Annotated in this window: 16 protein-coding genes; 11 read left to right on the forward strand and 5 right to left on the reverse strand. The window is 71.4% G+C overall.

Going from position 1 to position 15738, the window contains the following annotated elements:
* Positions 1-48: 48 nt before the first annotated feature.
* Positions 49-441, reverse strand: a complete 393-nt coding sequence (locus AB0E78_RS03405) for a hypothetical protein (RefSeq protein WP_361827600.1) — start codon at positions 439-441, stop codon at positions 49-51.
* A 135-nt stretch (positions 442-576) separates the two neighbouring features.
* Here AB0E78_RS03405 and AB0E78_RS03410 point away from each other — a divergent pair, with 135 nt between their 5' ends.
* The 5 genes from AB0E78_RS03410 to AB0E78_RS03430 all read left to right on the forward strand — a co-directional run bounded on the left by AB0E78_RS03410 (position 577) and on the right by AB0E78_RS03430 (position 3318).
* On the forward strand, positions 577-990 hold the full coding sequence (locus AB0E78_RS03410; RefSeq protein WP_361827603.1) for a DUF1992 domain-containing protein: 414 nt from the start codon (positions 577-579) through the stop codon (positions 988-990).
* A 6-nt stretch (positions 991-996) separates the two neighbouring features.
* Positions 997-1452, forward strand: a complete 456-nt coding sequence (locus AB0E78_RS03415; RefSeq protein WP_361827605.1) for a hypothetical protein — start codon at positions 997-999, stop codon at positions 1450-1452.
* A 144-nt stretch (positions 1453-1596) separates the two neighbouring features.
* On the forward strand, positions 1597-1923 hold the full coding sequence (locus AB0E78_RS03420; protein ID WP_361827607.1) for an antibiotic biosynthesis monooxygenase: 327 nt from the start codon (positions 1597-1599) through the stop codon (positions 1921-1923).
* A 74-nt stretch (positions 1924-1997) separates the two neighbouring features.
* A complete protein-coding gene (locus AB0E78_RS03425; protein WP_361827610.1) occupies positions 1998-2636 on the forward strand; it encodes a LysE family translocator in 639 nt (212 codons plus the stop codon).
* Positions 2637-2757: 121 nt separating this feature from the next.
* A complete protein-coding gene (locus AB0E78_RS03430) occupies positions 2758-3318 on the forward strand; it encodes a GNAT family N-acetyltransferase (RefSeq protein WP_361827613.1) in 561 nt (186 codons plus the stop codon).
* 51 nt (positions 3319-3369) lie between these two features.
* Here the strand turns inward: AB0E78_RS03430 and AB0E78_RS03435 are convergent, their stop codons facing one another.
* Positions 3370-5439 (reverse strand): MDR family MFS transporter, encoded by a 2070-nt coding sequence (locus AB0E78_RS03435; protein ID WP_361827616.1) that lies wholly within the window; start codon positions 5437-5439, stop codon positions 3370-3372.
* A 145-nt stretch (positions 5440-5584) separates the two neighbouring features.
* Here AB0E78_RS03435 and AB0E78_RS03440 point away from each other — a divergent pair, with 145 nt between their 5' ends.
* Positions 5585-6721 (forward strand): peptidoglycan-binding protein, encoded by a 1137-nt coding sequence (locus AB0E78_RS03440; RefSeq protein ID WP_361827618.1) that lies wholly within the window; start codon positions 5585-5587, stop codon positions 6719-6721.
* A 137-nt stretch (positions 6722-6858) separates the two neighbouring features.
* On the opposite strand, the gene AB0E78_RS03445 is transcribed toward AB0E78_RS03440, so the two are convergent.
* Positions 6859-7524, reverse strand: a complete 666-nt coding sequence (locus AB0E78_RS03445; protein WP_361827621.1) for an HAD-IA family hydrolase — start codon at positions 7522-7524, stop codon at positions 6859-6861.
* A 213-nt stretch (positions 7525-7737) separates the two neighbouring features.
* Positions 7738-8316 carry a TMEM165/GDT1 family protein gene (locus tag AB0E78_RS03450; protein WP_361827624.1) on the reverse strand — a complete coding sequence of 193 codons (579 nt, stop codon included), beginning with the start codon at positions 8314-8316 and terminating at the stop codon, positions 7738-7740.
* A 501-nt stretch (positions 8317-8817) separates the two neighbouring features.
* Here AB0E78_RS03450 and AB0E78_RS03455 point away from each other — a divergent pair.
* The 4 genes from AB0E78_RS03455 (at position 8818) to AB0E78_RS03470 (ending at position 14129) form a co-directional block, all read left to right on the forward strand.
* Positions 8818-9465: an HNH endonuclease family protein gene (locus AB0E78_RS03455; protein ID WP_361827626.1), complete on the forward strand. Its 648-nt coding sequence runs from the start codon at positions 8818-8820 to the stop codon at positions 9463-9465.
* A 117-nt stretch (positions 9466-9582) separates the two neighbouring features.
* Positions 9583-11295 carry an alkaline phosphatase D family protein gene (locus AB0E78_RS03460; protein WP_361827629.1) on the forward strand — a complete coding sequence of 571 codons (1713 nt, stop codon included), beginning with the start codon at positions 9583-9585 and terminating at the stop codon, positions 11293-11295.
* Positions 11296-11632: 337 nt separating this feature from the next.
* A complete protein-coding gene (locus AB0E78_RS03465; protein WP_361827632.1) occupies positions 11633-13618 on the forward strand; it encodes an FAD/NAD(P)-binding protein in 1986 nt (661 codons plus the stop codon).
* A gap of 61 nt (positions 13619-13679) precedes the next feature.
* On the forward strand, positions 13680-14129 hold the full coding sequence (locus AB0E78_RS03470; RefSeq protein ID WP_361827633.1) for a DoxX family protein: 450 nt from the start codon (positions 13680-13682) through the stop codon (positions 14127-14129).
* A 113-nt stretch (positions 14130-14242) separates the two neighbouring features.
* Here AB0E78_RS03470 and AB0E78_RS03475 read toward each other — a convergent pair whose 3' ends face one another.
* Positions 14243-14797: a superoxide dismutase family protein gene (locus AB0E78_RS03475; protein WP_361827636.1), complete on the reverse strand. Its 555-nt coding sequence runs from the start codon at positions 14795-14797 to the stop codon at positions 14243-14245.
* Between the two features lie 258 nt (positions 14798-15055).
* On the opposite strand from AB0E78_RS03475, the gene AB0E78_RS03480 reads away from it, so the two are divergent.
* Entirely contained in the window at positions 15056-15697 is a 642-nt protein-coding gene (locus AB0E78_RS03480) for a VTT domain-containing protein (protein WP_361827639.1), read from the forward strand.
* Positions 15698-15738: the final 41 nt, after the last annotated feature.

Consider the following 15738-nt stretch of genomic DNA (forward strand, 5'->3'; position numbering starts at 1 on the left):
GGCCCGAAAAGCACCGCACCGACTCGCCCGGCCGCAACCCTCCTGCGCTCAACCCTCCTGATAAAAGCCGACGTTCACGCTGCGCGGCCCGGCCCGGTCCTGAATGACGACATCACCGGATCCGCCCCGTGGCAGCGGCGCCGTCCCCCCGTACGCGAGAGGCGACGGCGCCCCGCCCACGGTGAGCCGCACCTCCGACGCGGGCTCGGGATGCGACCCGCGCAGCCAGGTGACGGTCCAGGTCCCGTCGGGCCCGCAGCGGAACTCCAGATGCGTGCGCGAGACGAACAGCCAGTCGTCGGGCGGCACAAGACGGCACACGCCGCGATCGCGCCCCACCCGCAGCACGGAACCCGGCGCGCTCGGCGCGTCGGCCATGAGCATGCCCGCCGTCGCCCCTTCGTCCGCCCCGGACAAGAAGGCCATGGTCAGCTCCAGCACGTAAGCTCCCCCACTCTCTACGACCGGACGCGCTCCATGGAGCCGCTTCGCGCCACGCCCCACCGCTCCACACCGCGCCGCCGCATCCTAAGGCGCCCCTCGCGCGAAAGCACGGGCACTTGGAACAATGAACCCATGACCGAACGGAAGCCACCTGGGGTCGACTTCGAGTCCTGGATCGACAAGCAGATCCGTGAGGCGGAGGAGCGCGGCGACTTCGCCACGCTGCCAGGGCGCGGCAAGCCGCTCCCTGAGGGCCTCGACACCGCCTCGCACGACGAGCAGTGGTGGGTGAAGCAGAAGATGGTCCGGGAGGGCCTGTCCCACCTCCCGCCGACGCTGGCCCTGCGCAAGGAGGCCGAGGACGTCCTGGCCGCGGCTCCCGAAGCCCCGTCCGAGCAGGCCGCCCGCCGACTGGTGACGGACCTCAACGCCAAGATCCGCGAGGCCCTGCGCATGCCGCCCCCGGGCCCGCCGCTGGGCCTGAAACCCTTCGACGTGGACGAGGTGGCCCGAACCTGGCGCGATCGCCACGCGGACAGGAGCTAGGCCACCATGCCCCGACGCCACTCAGCAGCATCCGCGGCCCTGACCGCCGCGCTCCTTTCACCCTTCTTGGCGGCGTGCGGCTCCGGAGACTCCACGACCACCTCCGCCTCCGCCTCAAAGCAGGGCGCCCGCAAGGCAGTCGAGTCCTACGTCACGGCACTGAACAGCCGCGACGCGAACCGGCTGATCGAAGTGGGCGGCGTCCCGAACGACGCCCGCGCCCGCAACGAGGCCCGCAGAATCCTCGCCGACAAGGGCGGCCGAGAACTGTCGGTCAAGAAGATCCAGGTCGACCTGGACATAGGCCCCGACACAGGCTCGGCAAAGCTGACGGCACAGGAAAAATCCGGCAGGAACACACACGACACCTTCAGCGTCCTGAAAAAGAACGGCACCTGGCACCTCACCCTCTTCACCAACCGCCCAACCCCACCCGGCAAACCGACGTCGGAGGCGGAGTAGGGCCATACGGAATGGAGCCATAGGGGGCCCATGCCGGAAGAACTCACCCGCATCACCGGAGGCGAGCTGGCCATCTGGTCCTGACCCCCACGCACCCCGCCCCGCGGCTCCGGCTCCGGGCGCCCCTGCGGCAGGATGGGCCCCATGAGCATCGTCAAGATCAACGTGTTGACCGTCCCGGCCGAACAGCGGGAAATCCTCGAAAAGCGTTTCGCGTCCCGTGCCGGGGCCGTGGAGAACTCCGACGGCTTCGAGTGGTTCGAGCTTCTCCGTCCCATCGAAGGGACCGACGACTACCTCGTCTACACGCGGTGGCGTGACGAGGAGTCCTTCAAGGCGTGGATGGAGGGCCCGATGAAGGCCGCGCACCAGGGCGGTGGCGCAGCCGGCGGGGAGCGGCCCAAGCCTGCTTCGAGCAGCGCCGCGGTGTGGTCCTTCGAGGTCGTGCAGCAGGCCTCGCCCAAGAGCTAGCCGCCATCCCGGACAGGGCGGGCGGGGCGGAAAAGCGGTACCGATGCGCGCCCGCCCCGTGGTGCCATGAGGCCATGCTGTCCATCGATCGGCTACTCGCCTTCGCGGCCATGTCGTTCCTGCTCATTGTGGTCCCCGGGCCCAGCGTCCTGTTCGTGATCGGGCGGGCGCTGGCGCAGGGGCGCCGTGCCGCGCTGACCTCGGTGGTGGGGAACACGATCGGCGCGTACGTGCTCGTCGTGGCCGTCGCCCTCGGGGTCGGGTCCGTCGTCGAGCGCTCGGTCGTCGTCTTCACGGCGCTGAAGCTGCTCGGCGCCGCCTACCTGGTGTACCTGGGGGTCAAGGCGGTGCGCCAACGCGGCTCCCTGCACGCCGCGTTCAGCGGTGAAGGCCCCGCCCGCGGTGGCCTGCGTACGTTGTGGGAGGGGTTCGCCGTCGGTGTGGCCAACCCCAAGACCATCGTCTTCTTCGCCGCCGTGCTGCCGCAGTTCGTGGACCGCGAGCAGGGGCACGTCGCGCTGCAGATGCTGGTGCTCGGCCTCGTCTTCAATGCCATCGCCGTGGCATCCGACAGCGTGTGGGGCCTGGTCGCGGCCACCGCGCGCGGCTGGTTCGCGAGCTCGCCGCGGCGGCTCTCGATGATCGGCGGCGTCGGCGGGCTCACCATGATCGGGCTCGGCGTAGGTGTCGCCGCCACCGGGCGCAAGGACTGACCTCAGCAGGGCCACGAGCAGGCCCATGAGCAGGGCCACGGCCCAGTGACCCGCGGCCCAAGGCCCAGGGGCCGGTAATTCGCTTGCGGGGCAGCGCAGTCGCGTCCCGAGAATGGCCCCCATGAGCACCCACATCAAGACCGGTACCACGGCCTCCGAAGCCGCCCCCTCCTGGACCGTCGCCCCCGAAGCCGTCGACTCCCCCGCCGCGGCGGCGCTCTGGCGCGCGTACTACACGGAGGTGAGCGACCGGTACTACCTCCTCCACGAGGGGCACAGGACCGCACCCGAGGAGCTGGAGCGCGAGGTCGCGGCCGAGACCGGCGACGAACTGCGTCCGCCCACCGGCGTGCTCTTCGTCGCCCGTTACGGGGGCGAGCCCGCCGGGACGGCCGGGGTGCGGCTCCTGGGCGAGCTGAAGGGCGCGAGCACCGCCGAGCTGAAGCGTGTCTTCCTCCGTGAGGACATGCGTGGCAAGGGCGGCGCCGGGCTCCTCCTCGCCGCCGCCGAGGACGCCGCCCGCGCGCTCGGCGCGGAGCGCATCATCCTCGACACCCGCCTCGATCTGGTCGAGGCCAGGGCGCTCTACGCACGGCACGGCTACGAGGAGAGCGAGCCGCTCACCGAGCGGATGTACGCCGAGTGCTGGTACGCCAAGAAGCTCTCCCCCGCAACCAGTTGAGCCGACCGGGCCCTCCTGTACGCCCCGGCCGGAGCGGGGTGGCGGCGCCGCTCAGGCCGCCACCCCGCGCTGTGGCGGCCTGCCGTCGTGCGGCCGTTCGGAGTCCGAGCCGCACATCTCGGCGCCGAGTTCCTCGACGAGCTTGACCAGGTCGGTGGGCCGGTCCGGGCCCCACCAGTCGCCCAGCAGCTCGGACAGGGACTCCTCGCGAGCCCTGGAGAGACCGACGACGGCGGCCCGCCCCTCGTCGGTCAAGGTCAGCCCCATGCCCTCGCGCCGGGCGAGACGGCGCTCCTCGACCTGCCGCGAGGCCTCCGTGATCACACTCAGCGGTACGGTGCTGCGCTCGGCCAGCGCCGCCGGCTCCACGTGTCCGTGGCGGCTGATCCGCAGCAGGAGCCAGCTGGCAGCCGGCAGCAGGTCGTAGCCCGCGCGCTCGGTGATGCGTACGTAGATCTCGCGGCGGCCCTCCCGCGTGCCGAGGACCGAGAGCGCCCGCGCCACCTCGTCGTACGACGAACGCTCGACGGGATTGCTGGCGAGCGTCTGCGTCGGATCCGGTGCCGTGACCGAGCCGCGCAGCTTGTCCTCGCGCAGGAACCAGGCGAGGACGAAGGCGACCAGGGCCACCGGCGCCGCGTACAGGAAGACGTCCGTGATGGACGAGGCGTACGCGTGCACGACATCGGACCGCAGCGTCGGCGGCAGGGCGGCGATGCCCCGTGGATCGGCCGTGAGGGAGTCCGCGCTGACGCCGGGCGGCAGGTTCTGGCCCGCGACGGCGTCGGAGAGTTCGGTGACGAGGCGGTTGGCGAAGATCGTGCCGAAGATCGCGACACCGAACGAGGCCCCGATGGAGCGGAAGAACGTCGCGCCGGACGTGGCGACGCCCAGATCCCCGTACGGGACCGCGTTCTGCACGATCAGCACCAGGACCTGCATGACCAGGCCGAGCCCGAAGCCGAAGACGAAGAAGTAGGCGCTCATCTCGCCCGTGGAGCTGTTCTCGTCGAGCTGGTGGAGCAGGAGCAGGCCGAGCGCCGTGACGCCGGTGCCCGCGACGGGGAACACCTTCCAGCGGCCCGTACGGCTGACGATCTGGCCGGACGCGGTCGACGAGATGAGCATGCCGATCACCATCGGCAGCATGTGCACGCCCGACATCGTCGGCGAGACCCCCTGGACGACCTGGAGGAACGTCGGCAGATAGGTCATCGCGCCGAACATCGCGAAGCCGACCACGAAGCTGATGATCGCGGAGAGCGTGAACGTCCTGACCCGGAACAGCTTCATCGGGATGACTGGTTCGGCCGCCCTGCGCTCGATGGTCACGAAGCCCACGGCGAGCACGACGCCGAGCACCGCGAGGCCGATGATCTGCGGCGATCCCCACTCCCAGGTGGTGCCGCCGAGCGAGGCGACGAGGACGAGGCAGGTGGCGACGGCCGCGATCAGGAAGGTGCCGAGATAGTCGATGACGTGCTTCGTCGAGCGCACCGGGATGTGCAGGGCCGCGGCGATGACGACGAGCGCGACCACGCCGATCGGGAGGTTGATGTAGAAGACCCAGCGCCAGCTGAGGTGCTCGGTGAAGAGGCCGCCGAGCAGCGGACCGAGGACGCTCGTCGCTCCGAAGACCGCACCGAACAGGCCCTGGTACTTGCCTCGTTCGCGCGGCGAGACGATGTCGCCGACGATCGCCATCGACAGGACCATCAGTCCGCCGCCGCCGATTCCCTGGAGCGCGCGGAAGCCGATGAGCTGCGGCATGTTCTGCGCCATGCCGCAGAGCGCCGAGCTGACCAGGAAGATCACGATGGCGAGTTGGAACAGCTTCTTGCGGCCGTACTGGTCGCCGAGCTTGCCCCAGAGCGGCGTCGCGGCCGTCGCGGCGAGCAGATACGCGGTGACGACCCAGGAGAGGTGCTCCATGCCGCCGAGGTCGCTGACGATGGTGGGCAGCGCGGTCGAGACGATGGTCTGGTCGAGGGCGGCGAGCAGCATGCCGAGCAGCAGCGCACCGATGGAGACCAGTACGCCGCCGTGCGCGTGCTCGTCCGGTGGCCCGGGGACGGGATCCGGCTCCGGCCCCGCGGGGCGGGCGCTGACTTCCTGCGTCATGGACACCTCCTGAGGGCTCCCGCGAGTCCTGCGGCATCGCGCGCGGGGCCCCTCCCTCTCCATCCTGGTGCGTGTGACCCGTTATGGCCTGTTGAAGCGGGGGTCTGCATAATCGCTGGAGTTCTCTAGGGGTGGGGTACGAAGAGTGAGCAGCAGGGAGAGACGCCCGAGCGGCGCCGACGGCAGCGGGGACAGGGGCGGGGACACCGGTGGGGACGGCGTGCCCGGCCTGGGCGGCCGGGACGGCCAGCTCTGCCCCGAATGCGGTACGTCGCGGGCATCGGGCAGCGCTCCTGCCTGCGGCTGTACGGAGCGGGCCGCCGACGCGGCGCGGGACGCGAGGTCCGCGGACGCGGCCGCCGCGGAGGACTTCGATCCGCTGCGAATACGTCCCTATGTGACGCTGCCGGAGCCGGGTTCCGGGGAGGCGGAGGCGCCTGATCCGGGGCCGGGAGCGAGGTCGGTTCCCTCGCCCGTTCTCCCGCCGGAGACCGAGGCTCCGGTCCCGCCTCGGTCGGCGGACGTGGGGCTGTTCGCGCCGGGGACGCCGACAGGAGCGGCCCCGGGGTCCTCGGGGCTCGCCTCGGGACCCTCGGGGCTCCCGGGCCCCTCGGGGTCTCCGGAATCTTCCGGGCCGGAAGGAGACCAGCCCTCGCCCACTCCGCCGTACGACGACGGGCCGGAGCCGCGGCGCAGCCGCCGTGTCCGCCTGTACGCGGGGGCGGGCGCCGTGGCGGCCGTGGTGGCCGTCGCAGTGCTGGCGGCGGTGCTGCTCGCGCCCGACAAGCCGCAGCGGGACCAGTCGCTGCCGGACGTGCCGACCCGAGCGGTGACCGCCGCGTCCGACTCCGCCACGGAGCCGCCGAAGTCGACGCCTGCGGCTTCCACGTCGCCCTCCGCGCCCCCGTCCGCGTCGGCTTCCTCGTCGCCGTCGCACAAGGAGAGCACCTCCCCGTCCCCGTCGCGCACCGCCTCGGCCAAGCCACGGTCCACCACGCCGCCGAGCCGCTCGACGGCACGGGCAACGGGTTCCGTGGAGCCGTCGGCACCGAAGGCCGGGGGCGTGCTGCGCCGCGGCGACGAGGGCCCTGAGGTCGTGGAACTCCAAAAGCGCCTGCAGCAGCTGTACTTGTACATGGACGACGCCGACGGCACGTACGGCTCCGAGGTGGCGGACGCGGTGTCCCGCTTCCAGTACGCCCGCGCGACGCAGGGCGACGGCGAGGGGGTCTACGGGAAGAAGACGCGGGCGGCATTGGAGGCGGAGACGAGGGAGCCGTAGGGAGCCCCAGGAACGCGGGGGACGCCGGGAACGCGAAGGCGCCCCGCACCGCAAGGGTGCAGGGCGCCGAAAACTTCGCAGAGGTCAGAGGCCGGAGGCCAAGGGCCAACGCCCCAGAGCCCGAAGACCGGCCAAGATCAGCCGAAGCTGAGCTGAAGCCCGCCACCGGCGACCGGCTCCACCCGTACCTCCGTCAGATCGGCGACATGCACGGTGGGCCCGAACTCCGCGGCCCGGGGGCCGATCCCCACGACCCGCATGCCCGCCGCGAGCCCTGCGGCGATGCCCGCCCCGGAGTCCTCGAAGACCACGCAGTCAGCGGGGTCGAAGCCCAGCTCCGCGGCCCCCTTGAGGAACCCCTCGGGATCGGGCTTGCTCGCGCCCACGCTCTCGGCGGTGACGCGCACGGCGGGCAGCGAAAGCCCGGCCGCAGCCATCCGCCCGGTGGACAGGGGAACGTCCGCGGACGTCACGAGCGCGTGCGGCAGCCCCTCGAGCGAGGCCAGGAAGGCAGCGGCCCCCGGCACGGGGACGACACCCTCCATGTCCGCGGTCTCGGCGGCCAGCATCTCGCGGTTCTCCGCGTAGTTCTCCTCCATGGCCCGCTCCGGCAGCAGTACCGCCATCGACGCGTACCCCTGGCGCCCGTGGACGACCTTGATGACCTCGTCGAAGTCGAGCCCGTGCCGCTCGGACCAGCGCCGCCAGCAGCGCTCGACCACGGCGTCGGAGTTGACGAGGGTCCCGTCCATGTCCAGGAGGAGGGCCCGGGCGGTCAGTACAGGGGCAGTCTCAGCCGTCATCGACGTACTCCAGAGCACAGGGGGAGCGGGAAGGGGAGTGGGAGATTCTGCGGAGAAAAGAATCAAGGCAGCCCCGCCCGCCGGTCAGGGAACACGGGCGGAGCCACTTTGTTCCTCCACGATACAAAAAGGGGCCACCAGACGCCAGCACCGCAGGTCACACCCCTTACAAGGCGGTCCGAGACCAGGGCCGACCGGCTCACCTCAGGCAATTCAGGCAATCGCCTCGTACAGGCTCCACACACCCAGCGCCGTCATCAACAGCGCCGCGATCTTGGTGATGAGCGACAGCGGCACGCGCTTCATCAGCGCCTTTCCGCCGACGATGCCGAGCCCGGCGACCGCCCACAGCGCGAGCACCGCGCCAAGACCCACGGAGAGCGGGTCGTCGTACCGTGCGGCCAGGTTCGCGGTCATGATCTGCGTCAGGTCACCGAACTCGGCGACCAGGATCAGCATGAAGCCCGCGCCGGAGACCTTCCAGAAGCTCTGGTCCTTGGGCTCGCGGACCTCTTCGTCGTCGCCGCCGCCCTTCAGGAGCAGCATCGCCGCCCCGCCGAGGAAGAGGACGCCGGTGAGCGCGTGCAGGAGTTGCTGGGGCAGGAGCGTCAGCACGCTGCCCGCCGCGACGGCGAGCACTACATGGACGACGAAGGCGGCGGCGACCCCGACGAAGACGTACGAGGCGCGGTAGCGCGTCCCGAGGACGAGCCCGGCCAGCGCTGTCTTGTCCGGGAGTTCGGCAAGGAAGACGACGCCGAAGACGAGCGCCATCACGCTGATGCTGATCAAGGTTCCTCAATCGGTCGGGGCTGCCCCACCGAGAGCAATCTGTACATCACGTACGACACCTCGGCACGGCAGCACACACGGACGTACACGGTCGTGTACGTCGGGTACTGCTTGCCGAAGGTCTCGCTGGCCGACCACGTCGATGACGGGGTCTGCCTCCGGGCGCCGGCTCAGACGAGCTGAGCAGTATGTCGACGGTCCGGCGAAGAGCTACTCCCCTTCTGCGCCATCCATCGTACGGGACGTCCGCGCACCCCGGACCGGGGCCTTTCGCCCTCTCCGGAAGGTGACCCAGGTCACCATCGGCGAGCTCCCCGAGGGCCATCCGGCACCCTTCCGCCAACTCCCGCACAGATGACCGGCCATGACACTGCGCCAGAACTCTTGAACTAACCACCTGATTGACGCGACCCTGTCACCTGACGCACATCCGCAGGAAACCCCACCGCGTCAGCATGGCCGCCCCAACGGCCAACATCCCCCCACATCAAGGGAGTTCGTATGTCCGCTGTCTACGCGCGTCGACGCCTCGCCACTCTCACCGCCCTCACCGCGCTCGCCTCCGGGGCGGCCCTCCTCACCGGCGCCCCCGCCCAGGCCGCTCCCCCGGCCCCGGTCTCCGCCGCCACCGCCCGCACCTACCTGGGGCAGCTCACCGTGAAGGCCGAGGGCTCGTCCGACGGCTACAGCCGCGAGAAGTTCCCGCACTGGAGCACGCAGTCCGGGGCCTGCAACACCCGAGAGGTCGTCCTCAAGCGCGACGGCACGAACGTCCAGCAGGACTCCAGCTGCGCGGCCACCTCGGGCACCTGGAAGTCCCCCTACGACGGCGGCACCTGGACCGCCGCGGCCGACGTCGACATCGACCACGTCGTCCCGCTCTCCGAGGCCTGGAAGTCCGGCGCGAGCGGCTGGACCACCGCCCAGCGGGAAGGTTTCGCCAACGACCTCACCCGCCCCCAGCTGATCGCCGTCACCGACAACGTCAACCAGAGCAAGGGCGACCAGGACCCGGCGGAGTGGATGCCGCCCACCGCGTCGTACCACTGCTACTACGCCCGGATGTGGGTGGACGTGAAGCACTACTACAAGCTCACCGTGAACGCGGAGGAGAAGACCAAGCTGTCCTCGATCCTCAACGGCTGCTGAGCTCACCTGCCTGCGAGCAGCGAGGTAACCGGCCTGTAACCAGCGGGAATCCGCGGAACCTCGCCACGGGCCTCCGTCGTTCCGTACCGTACGGGGCGACGGAGGAGAGTGATCATCGTGGCACGGCTGCGCCTGGGTCCACTGCTGAGGTATGTCGACGGTTCGACGGCGACGGTCTGGGTCGAGGCCGACCGCCCGTGCACCGCCGAGGTGCGGTGCGCCGACGGCGCCAAGGGCGCGGCGGACACGTTCCAGATCGCGGGCCATCACTACGCGCTCATCCCGGTCACCGGGCTGCGTCCGGGCACGGAGACCGCGTACGAGGTGCGGCTCGGTGACAGCGGCGTCCCCGTGTGGCCGCTGCCGGAGTCGCCCTTCCCGCCGAGCACCATCCGCACGCCGGGCGAGGGCGACGAGGCGCTCCGCGTCACCTTCGGCTCCTGCCGCTGGGCGGCACCGCCGAGCGACGAACACGACCCCGTCGGGCCCGACGCCCTGGACACCCTCGCCGCCCGGATGGCCACGGGCACGGCGGCCGACCGCCCGGACGTCCTGCTCCTCCTGGGCGACCAGGTGTACGCGGACAACACGTCCGATGCGACGCGCCGCTGGCTCGCGGCACGGCGGAACCTGAACGACCCTTCCCCAAGTTCTCGACTTCGCTCGAACAGGGGAGACCCCATCCGCGACCAGGTCGCGGACTACGAGGAGTACACCCACCTCTACTACGAGTCGTGGCTCGACCCCGAGGTCCGGTGGCTGCTCTCCACCGTGCCGAGCTGCATGATCTTCGACGACCACGACGTCATAGACGACTGGAACACCAGCGCGGCCTGGCTCGCCGAGATGCGGGCGACGCCGTGGTGGCGCGAGCGCGTGCTGAGCGGCCTGATGTCGTACTGGGTCTACCAGCACATCGGCAATCTGCCGCCCGCCGAACTGGAGCGCGACGAGCTGTACGCCTCGCTGCGTTCGACGCCGGACGGCACGGACGCGCTGCGTGCCTTCGCGGCGGCCTCGGACGCCGATCCCACGGCGACGCGGTGGAGCTACCGCCGGGACTTCGGGCGCGTACGCCTGCTGATGATCGACACACGGGCGGCGCGCGTACTCGACGAGCAGAACCGCGCGATGATCGACCCGGATGAGGCCCGCTGGCTGCGGGAGCAGGCCCTGGACGGCGTGGGCGAGGCAGCCGGTGCGGGCGACGCAGGCAGCGTCGACCACCTGCTGATCGGGACATCACTGCCGTGGCTGCTGCCGCACCTCATCCATGACGCCGAGGGCTGGAACGCCGCGCTGTGCCGTGGCGAGCGCGGCGCGCGCTGGGCCCGCTTCGGCGAGGACCTGCGCAGGCGCTCGGACCTGGAGCACTGGGCGGCGTTCCCCTCGTCCTTCGACGCGCTGACCTCCCTGATCGCGGAGGCGGGCACGGGCGCGGGCGCACCGGCGACGGTGTGTGTGCTCTCCGGCGACGTCCACCACGCGTACATCGCGGAACCCACGTGGCCGGGTGGCGGCGGTCCCGACGCCCGCGTCCTGCAACTGACGTGCTCCCCCATCCACAACTCCATCCCCGCGTCGATAAAGCTGGGCTTCCACTTCGGCTGGAGCAGGGTGGGCCGCGCCCTCGGCCGCCGCTTCGTGCGCCACGGACGAACGAAACGGGCCGCGATCAACTGGCGCAGAACGGGCGGCCCTTGGTTCGGCAACCAACTCATGACACTGACGCTACGAGGCCGCTCGGCGGACGTACGCCTGGATCAGGCCCGGGCGGTAAAGGGCGTCGGCGTACACCTGGAGACGACCCAGGAGTCAAAACTCTCGTGAGCGGGCGACGCCGGGGGGCCTCGCGGGGCTGAGGGAGCGCAGCCCCGCAGCTCCCTCAACCCCGGATAAATCCCCTGGGCTTCTCGTCACGGACCTCTCCCCCCAGACCTCCCCGAGACCTCGCGCACCCCCCTTATTCCCCATAGCCCCGCAAAGGCGACGGGCGCCCCATGGGCATCGTGTGACGCAGCCCACACCCGTCTGGCGATCCTTCGCCATGGGTTCGACTTCGGGGCTTCCGGCGGCATGATGAGGCGGACCGTCCGCTTCCATCGCCGCCCACCCCACCTCGCGCCACCGCCCCCCACACCCCCTCCTATGCCCGGGAGTCACACCTTTGTCCGCACCATCCGCAGAGGCCGCACCGGAGCATGACGTAGCAGTCGCCGTCGTCGGCGCGGGGCCCCGCGGCACGAGTGTCCTGGAGCGCCTCTGCGCATCCGCGGTCGAACTCCTGCCGCCGGGAGCACGGCTGACGGTCCACGTCGTCGACCCCTCTCCCCCGGGGCCGGGACGCGTCTGGCGCACCGCCCAGCCGGCCGAGCTACTCATGAACACGGTGGCCTCACAGGTGACCCTCTTCACCGACGACAGCGTCGACTGCGCGGGGCCGGTCCGGCAGGGGCCGAGCCTGTACGCGTGGGCCGCCGCCGGCCACGCTCCGGGGCTCGGCCCGGACGACTACCCGACCCGCGCCTGCTACGGCCGCTATCTGGAGTGGGTCTTCGCCGAGACCCTGCGCCGGGCCCCCGGAACGGTCCGGGTCGAGGTGCACGCGGCACGGGCCGTACGGCTCGACGGCCCGGGTGACGGCGCCCAGACCCTCGTACTCGACAGCGGCCGCGAACTCCCCGGGCTCAGCGCCGTCGTCCTCGCGCAGGGCCACCTCCCCACGCACAGCGACGAAGGGCAGGAGCACCTCGCCGCGCACGCGGCGCGGCACGGCCTGCGCCACATACCGCCCGCCAACCCCGCCGACGTGGACCTGTCGGCCGTGGCCCCCGGTGAACGTGTCCTGCTGCGCGGGCTCGGCCTGAACTTCTTCGACCACATGGCGCTCCTGACGGTGGGCCGCGGCGGACGCTTCACCCCGGCGCCGGGCAACGCGGTGGACGGCACGCGAGGCGGCGGCCTGCGGTATCAGCCATCGGGGCACGAGCCGAAGCTGTACGCGGGTTCCCGGCGCGGCATCCCCTACCAAGCGCGCGGCGACAACGCGAAGGGCCCCTACGGACGGCACGAGCCGCTCGCCCTCACCTCCGACGTCATAGCCCGCTTCCGCAAGCGCGCGGACAGCGGTGACGCCCCGGACTTCCTGGACGAGATATGGCCGCTGGTGGCGAAGGAGGTGGAGACGGTCTACTACACCGCCCTCGTCCAACCCGCCGGGCGCGCAACGGACTTCCGGGACTCCTTCCTCGCCGCACCGCACCACAGCCCTCAAGAAGCCCTCGTACTGGACGAGTTCGGCATCCCCGAGGCCGCACGCTGGTCCTGGGACCGGCTCGCCCAGCCGCACTCCGGCCGCACCTTCCGCTCCCCGGACGACTTCCGCGCCTGGCTGCTCGCGTATCTGCGCGAGGACACCGCACAGGCCGCGCTCGGCAACGTCGAGAGCCCGCTGAAGTCCGCCCTGGACGTGCTGCGCGACCTGCGCAACGAGCTCCGCCTGATCCTCGACCACGGCGGCCTGTCCGGGGCTTCGCGCCGCGAACACCTGGACCGCTGGTACACACCGCTCAACGCCTTCCTCTCGATCGGCCCGCCCCGGCGCCGCATCGAGGAGATGACGGCGCTGATCGAGGCGGGCGTCGTCGAGGTGCTCGGCCCGCGGCTCGACGTGCGGCCCGCCGCGGACGGGACGTATCGCGCGCACTCCCCCGACGTACCGGGGTCGGATGTGTCGGTCACCACAGTGATCGAGGCCCGGCTCCCCGAACCGGACGTGCGGCGCACCGCGGACGAGCTGCTCGGGCAGCTCCTGAGGACGGGCCAGTGCCGCGCCCACGTGGTCGACGGCTACGAAACCGGAGGCCTCGACGTCACACCCCGCCCCTATCACCTGATCGACCGTCAAGGTCATTTCCACGCAAGGAGGTTCGCGTTCGGAGTGCCCACCGAGGGCGTGCACTGGGTGACGGCCGCCGGGGCCAGGCCGGGTGTCGACTCGGTGACCCTGTCGGACGCGGACGCGGTGGCACGGGCCGTGCTGCGGACGGCGGCGGGCGCGGCGGAGGCCCCATCTGCGAGGGGAAGGGTCCCGTCCGCGAGAAGAGCGGAATCTCCCGAATGGCCAGATGTTGAACTTGCAAGCATTGATTAGGTTCCCCTAACCTTGGGCCTCCGCTCGGTTACCGTCCCCAAAAACCGAAGGAGTCCCCCACATGACTGGACGTCTCAACAGCGCCCAGCCCTACGCCCTCGGGCTGTTCCGCATCGTCATCGGCCTGCTCTTCGCCTGTCACGGCGCCGCCTCGCTCTTCGGCGTGCTCGGTGGCGCGATGGGCGGCGGCACGATCGACGCGGGCACCTGGCCGGGCTGGTACGCGGCTGTCATCCAGCTGGTCGGCGGCGCCCTGGTCGCCCTCGGCCTCGGCACCCGCGCCGCGGCGTTCATCTCGTCCGGATCGATGGCGTACGCCTACTTCAAGGTGCACCAGCCGGAGGCCCTGTGGCCGCTGCAGAACGGCGGAGAGGCCTCGGCGATCTTCTGCTGGGCCATGCTCCTGTTCGTTTTCACCGGCTCGGGCGCGCTCGGCCTCGACCGCCTCTTCGCCTCCCGCGGCGAGAAGGCGGACGAGTCGGCGTCGGAGCGGACGCCGGTGGCCGCCTGACGCGTTCACGCGTTCACGCGCAGCTTGGCGTGACGGCGCCTCCTTCCCCGTACGAGTACGAAGTACGGGGAAGGAGGCGCCGTCACGTTCAGACCTCTCGCCGCTCCGAGGCCTCAGCCGACGGGGCCGAACGGCACCGTGAAGCACGCCACCCGGTCACCCGCGCCGCCCTGCTCGCGGTGCAGCACGACGGATGCGGCCCCGCCGGGCCGGAACTCCCAGCCGTGGCGGGCGGTCGCCCCGCCCGAGCCGTCCTTGCCCGCGGTGAAGTCCAGCCAGACCTCGTTCTCCGGGTTGACGTAGGCCGGGTCCTTGGAGGGCTGGACCGGGTCCTCGCGGTGCTGGTAGTGCCCACCGGCCGCGGCCGGGTCGGCGCCGCACGGCTTCTGGTGCACATGCACGCCGTACGCGTGACCGGGCTTCATCCCCTTCACCCGGACTGTGACCGCCATGTCGCCCGGCTCGCTCCGCTGCTCGACCTCGATCCGCGACCCGGCGGGGACGAGCTTCCTGTCGTACGTGATCGCCGACGAGGCGACGAAGGCCGTGGGCGGCGCGAACCGCGCTCCGACCCGGATCTCGTAACAAGGCCCGTCCGCGTCGACCGTGCCACCGCCTGCCGCGAGCACCGCCGCCGCCACGGTCCCGGCGAGCATTCCTGCCACCATCGCCCCGCTCCTTCCGAACCGTCCTTCGGCCCTGCTGGCCTCCGCGCCGGTGACTTCTGTTCGTACGGGACTTCGGCGCCGCATGCCGCATCGAAGGCGGCAGCCGGGTGAACGTGATGTAGCGAACATACGAGCCCCCCGTGGATCTCCGTCGGAGAGCGCGGCGTACGCTGTACAGCTGTCACCAAGCCGCCCCTGCCGCTCCCCCGCGACGTCGCGGCAGTCACGTCGTCGACCGGGGAGTTACGGGGAATTTCGGTGCTTGAAAGTCTGGGCGCACTGACCAGCAGCCCATGGATCTACGCGGCGGTGGCACTCTCCGTGCTCTTCGACATCGTCCTGCCCGTGCTGCCCAGCGGCGTTCTCGTCATCACGGCCGCCACCGCGGCGGCAGCGGCGGGCACGGCCGGTACGGCGGCGGGTACGGCGGGCGCGGGGAACGTCCCGCACGCGGTTCCCGACATCCTGATCCTGCTGTTCTGCGCGGCCACCGCCTCGGTACTCGGCGACCTGGCCGTCTACCGCCTCGCCTGGCGCGGCGGCGAGCGCCTGGACCGCGCCATCGCCCGCTCGCGCCGCCTCACCACCGCGCAGGAACGACTCGGCACGGCACTCTCGCGGGGCGGCGGCATCCTGGTCGTCATCGCGCGCTTCGCCCCGGCGGGCCGCTCGATCGTCTCGCTCGCGGCGGGCGCGGCACACCGCAAGGTCCGCGAGTTCCTGCCCTGGTCGGCCCTGGCGGGCGTGGCCTGGGCCGGGTACAGCGTCGCGCTCGGCTACTTCGGCGGGCAGTGGCTCGGCGCGTCATGGCTGGCCACGGGCGTCTCGCTGCTCGCGCTGTTCGCGGCGGGCGCGGGAGCGGCATTCCTGGTCCGCCGGCCGCGTACGGCTACTGGCTAGGCAGCGGGGCTCAGCCAGCTGGGCCCAGGCGGCCGGACCCA

It is taken from the genome of Streptomyces sp. NPDC032198, assembly GCF_040636975.1.
Lineage (GTDB): Bacteria > Actinomycetota > Actinomycetes > Streptomycetales > Streptomycetaceae > Streptomyces.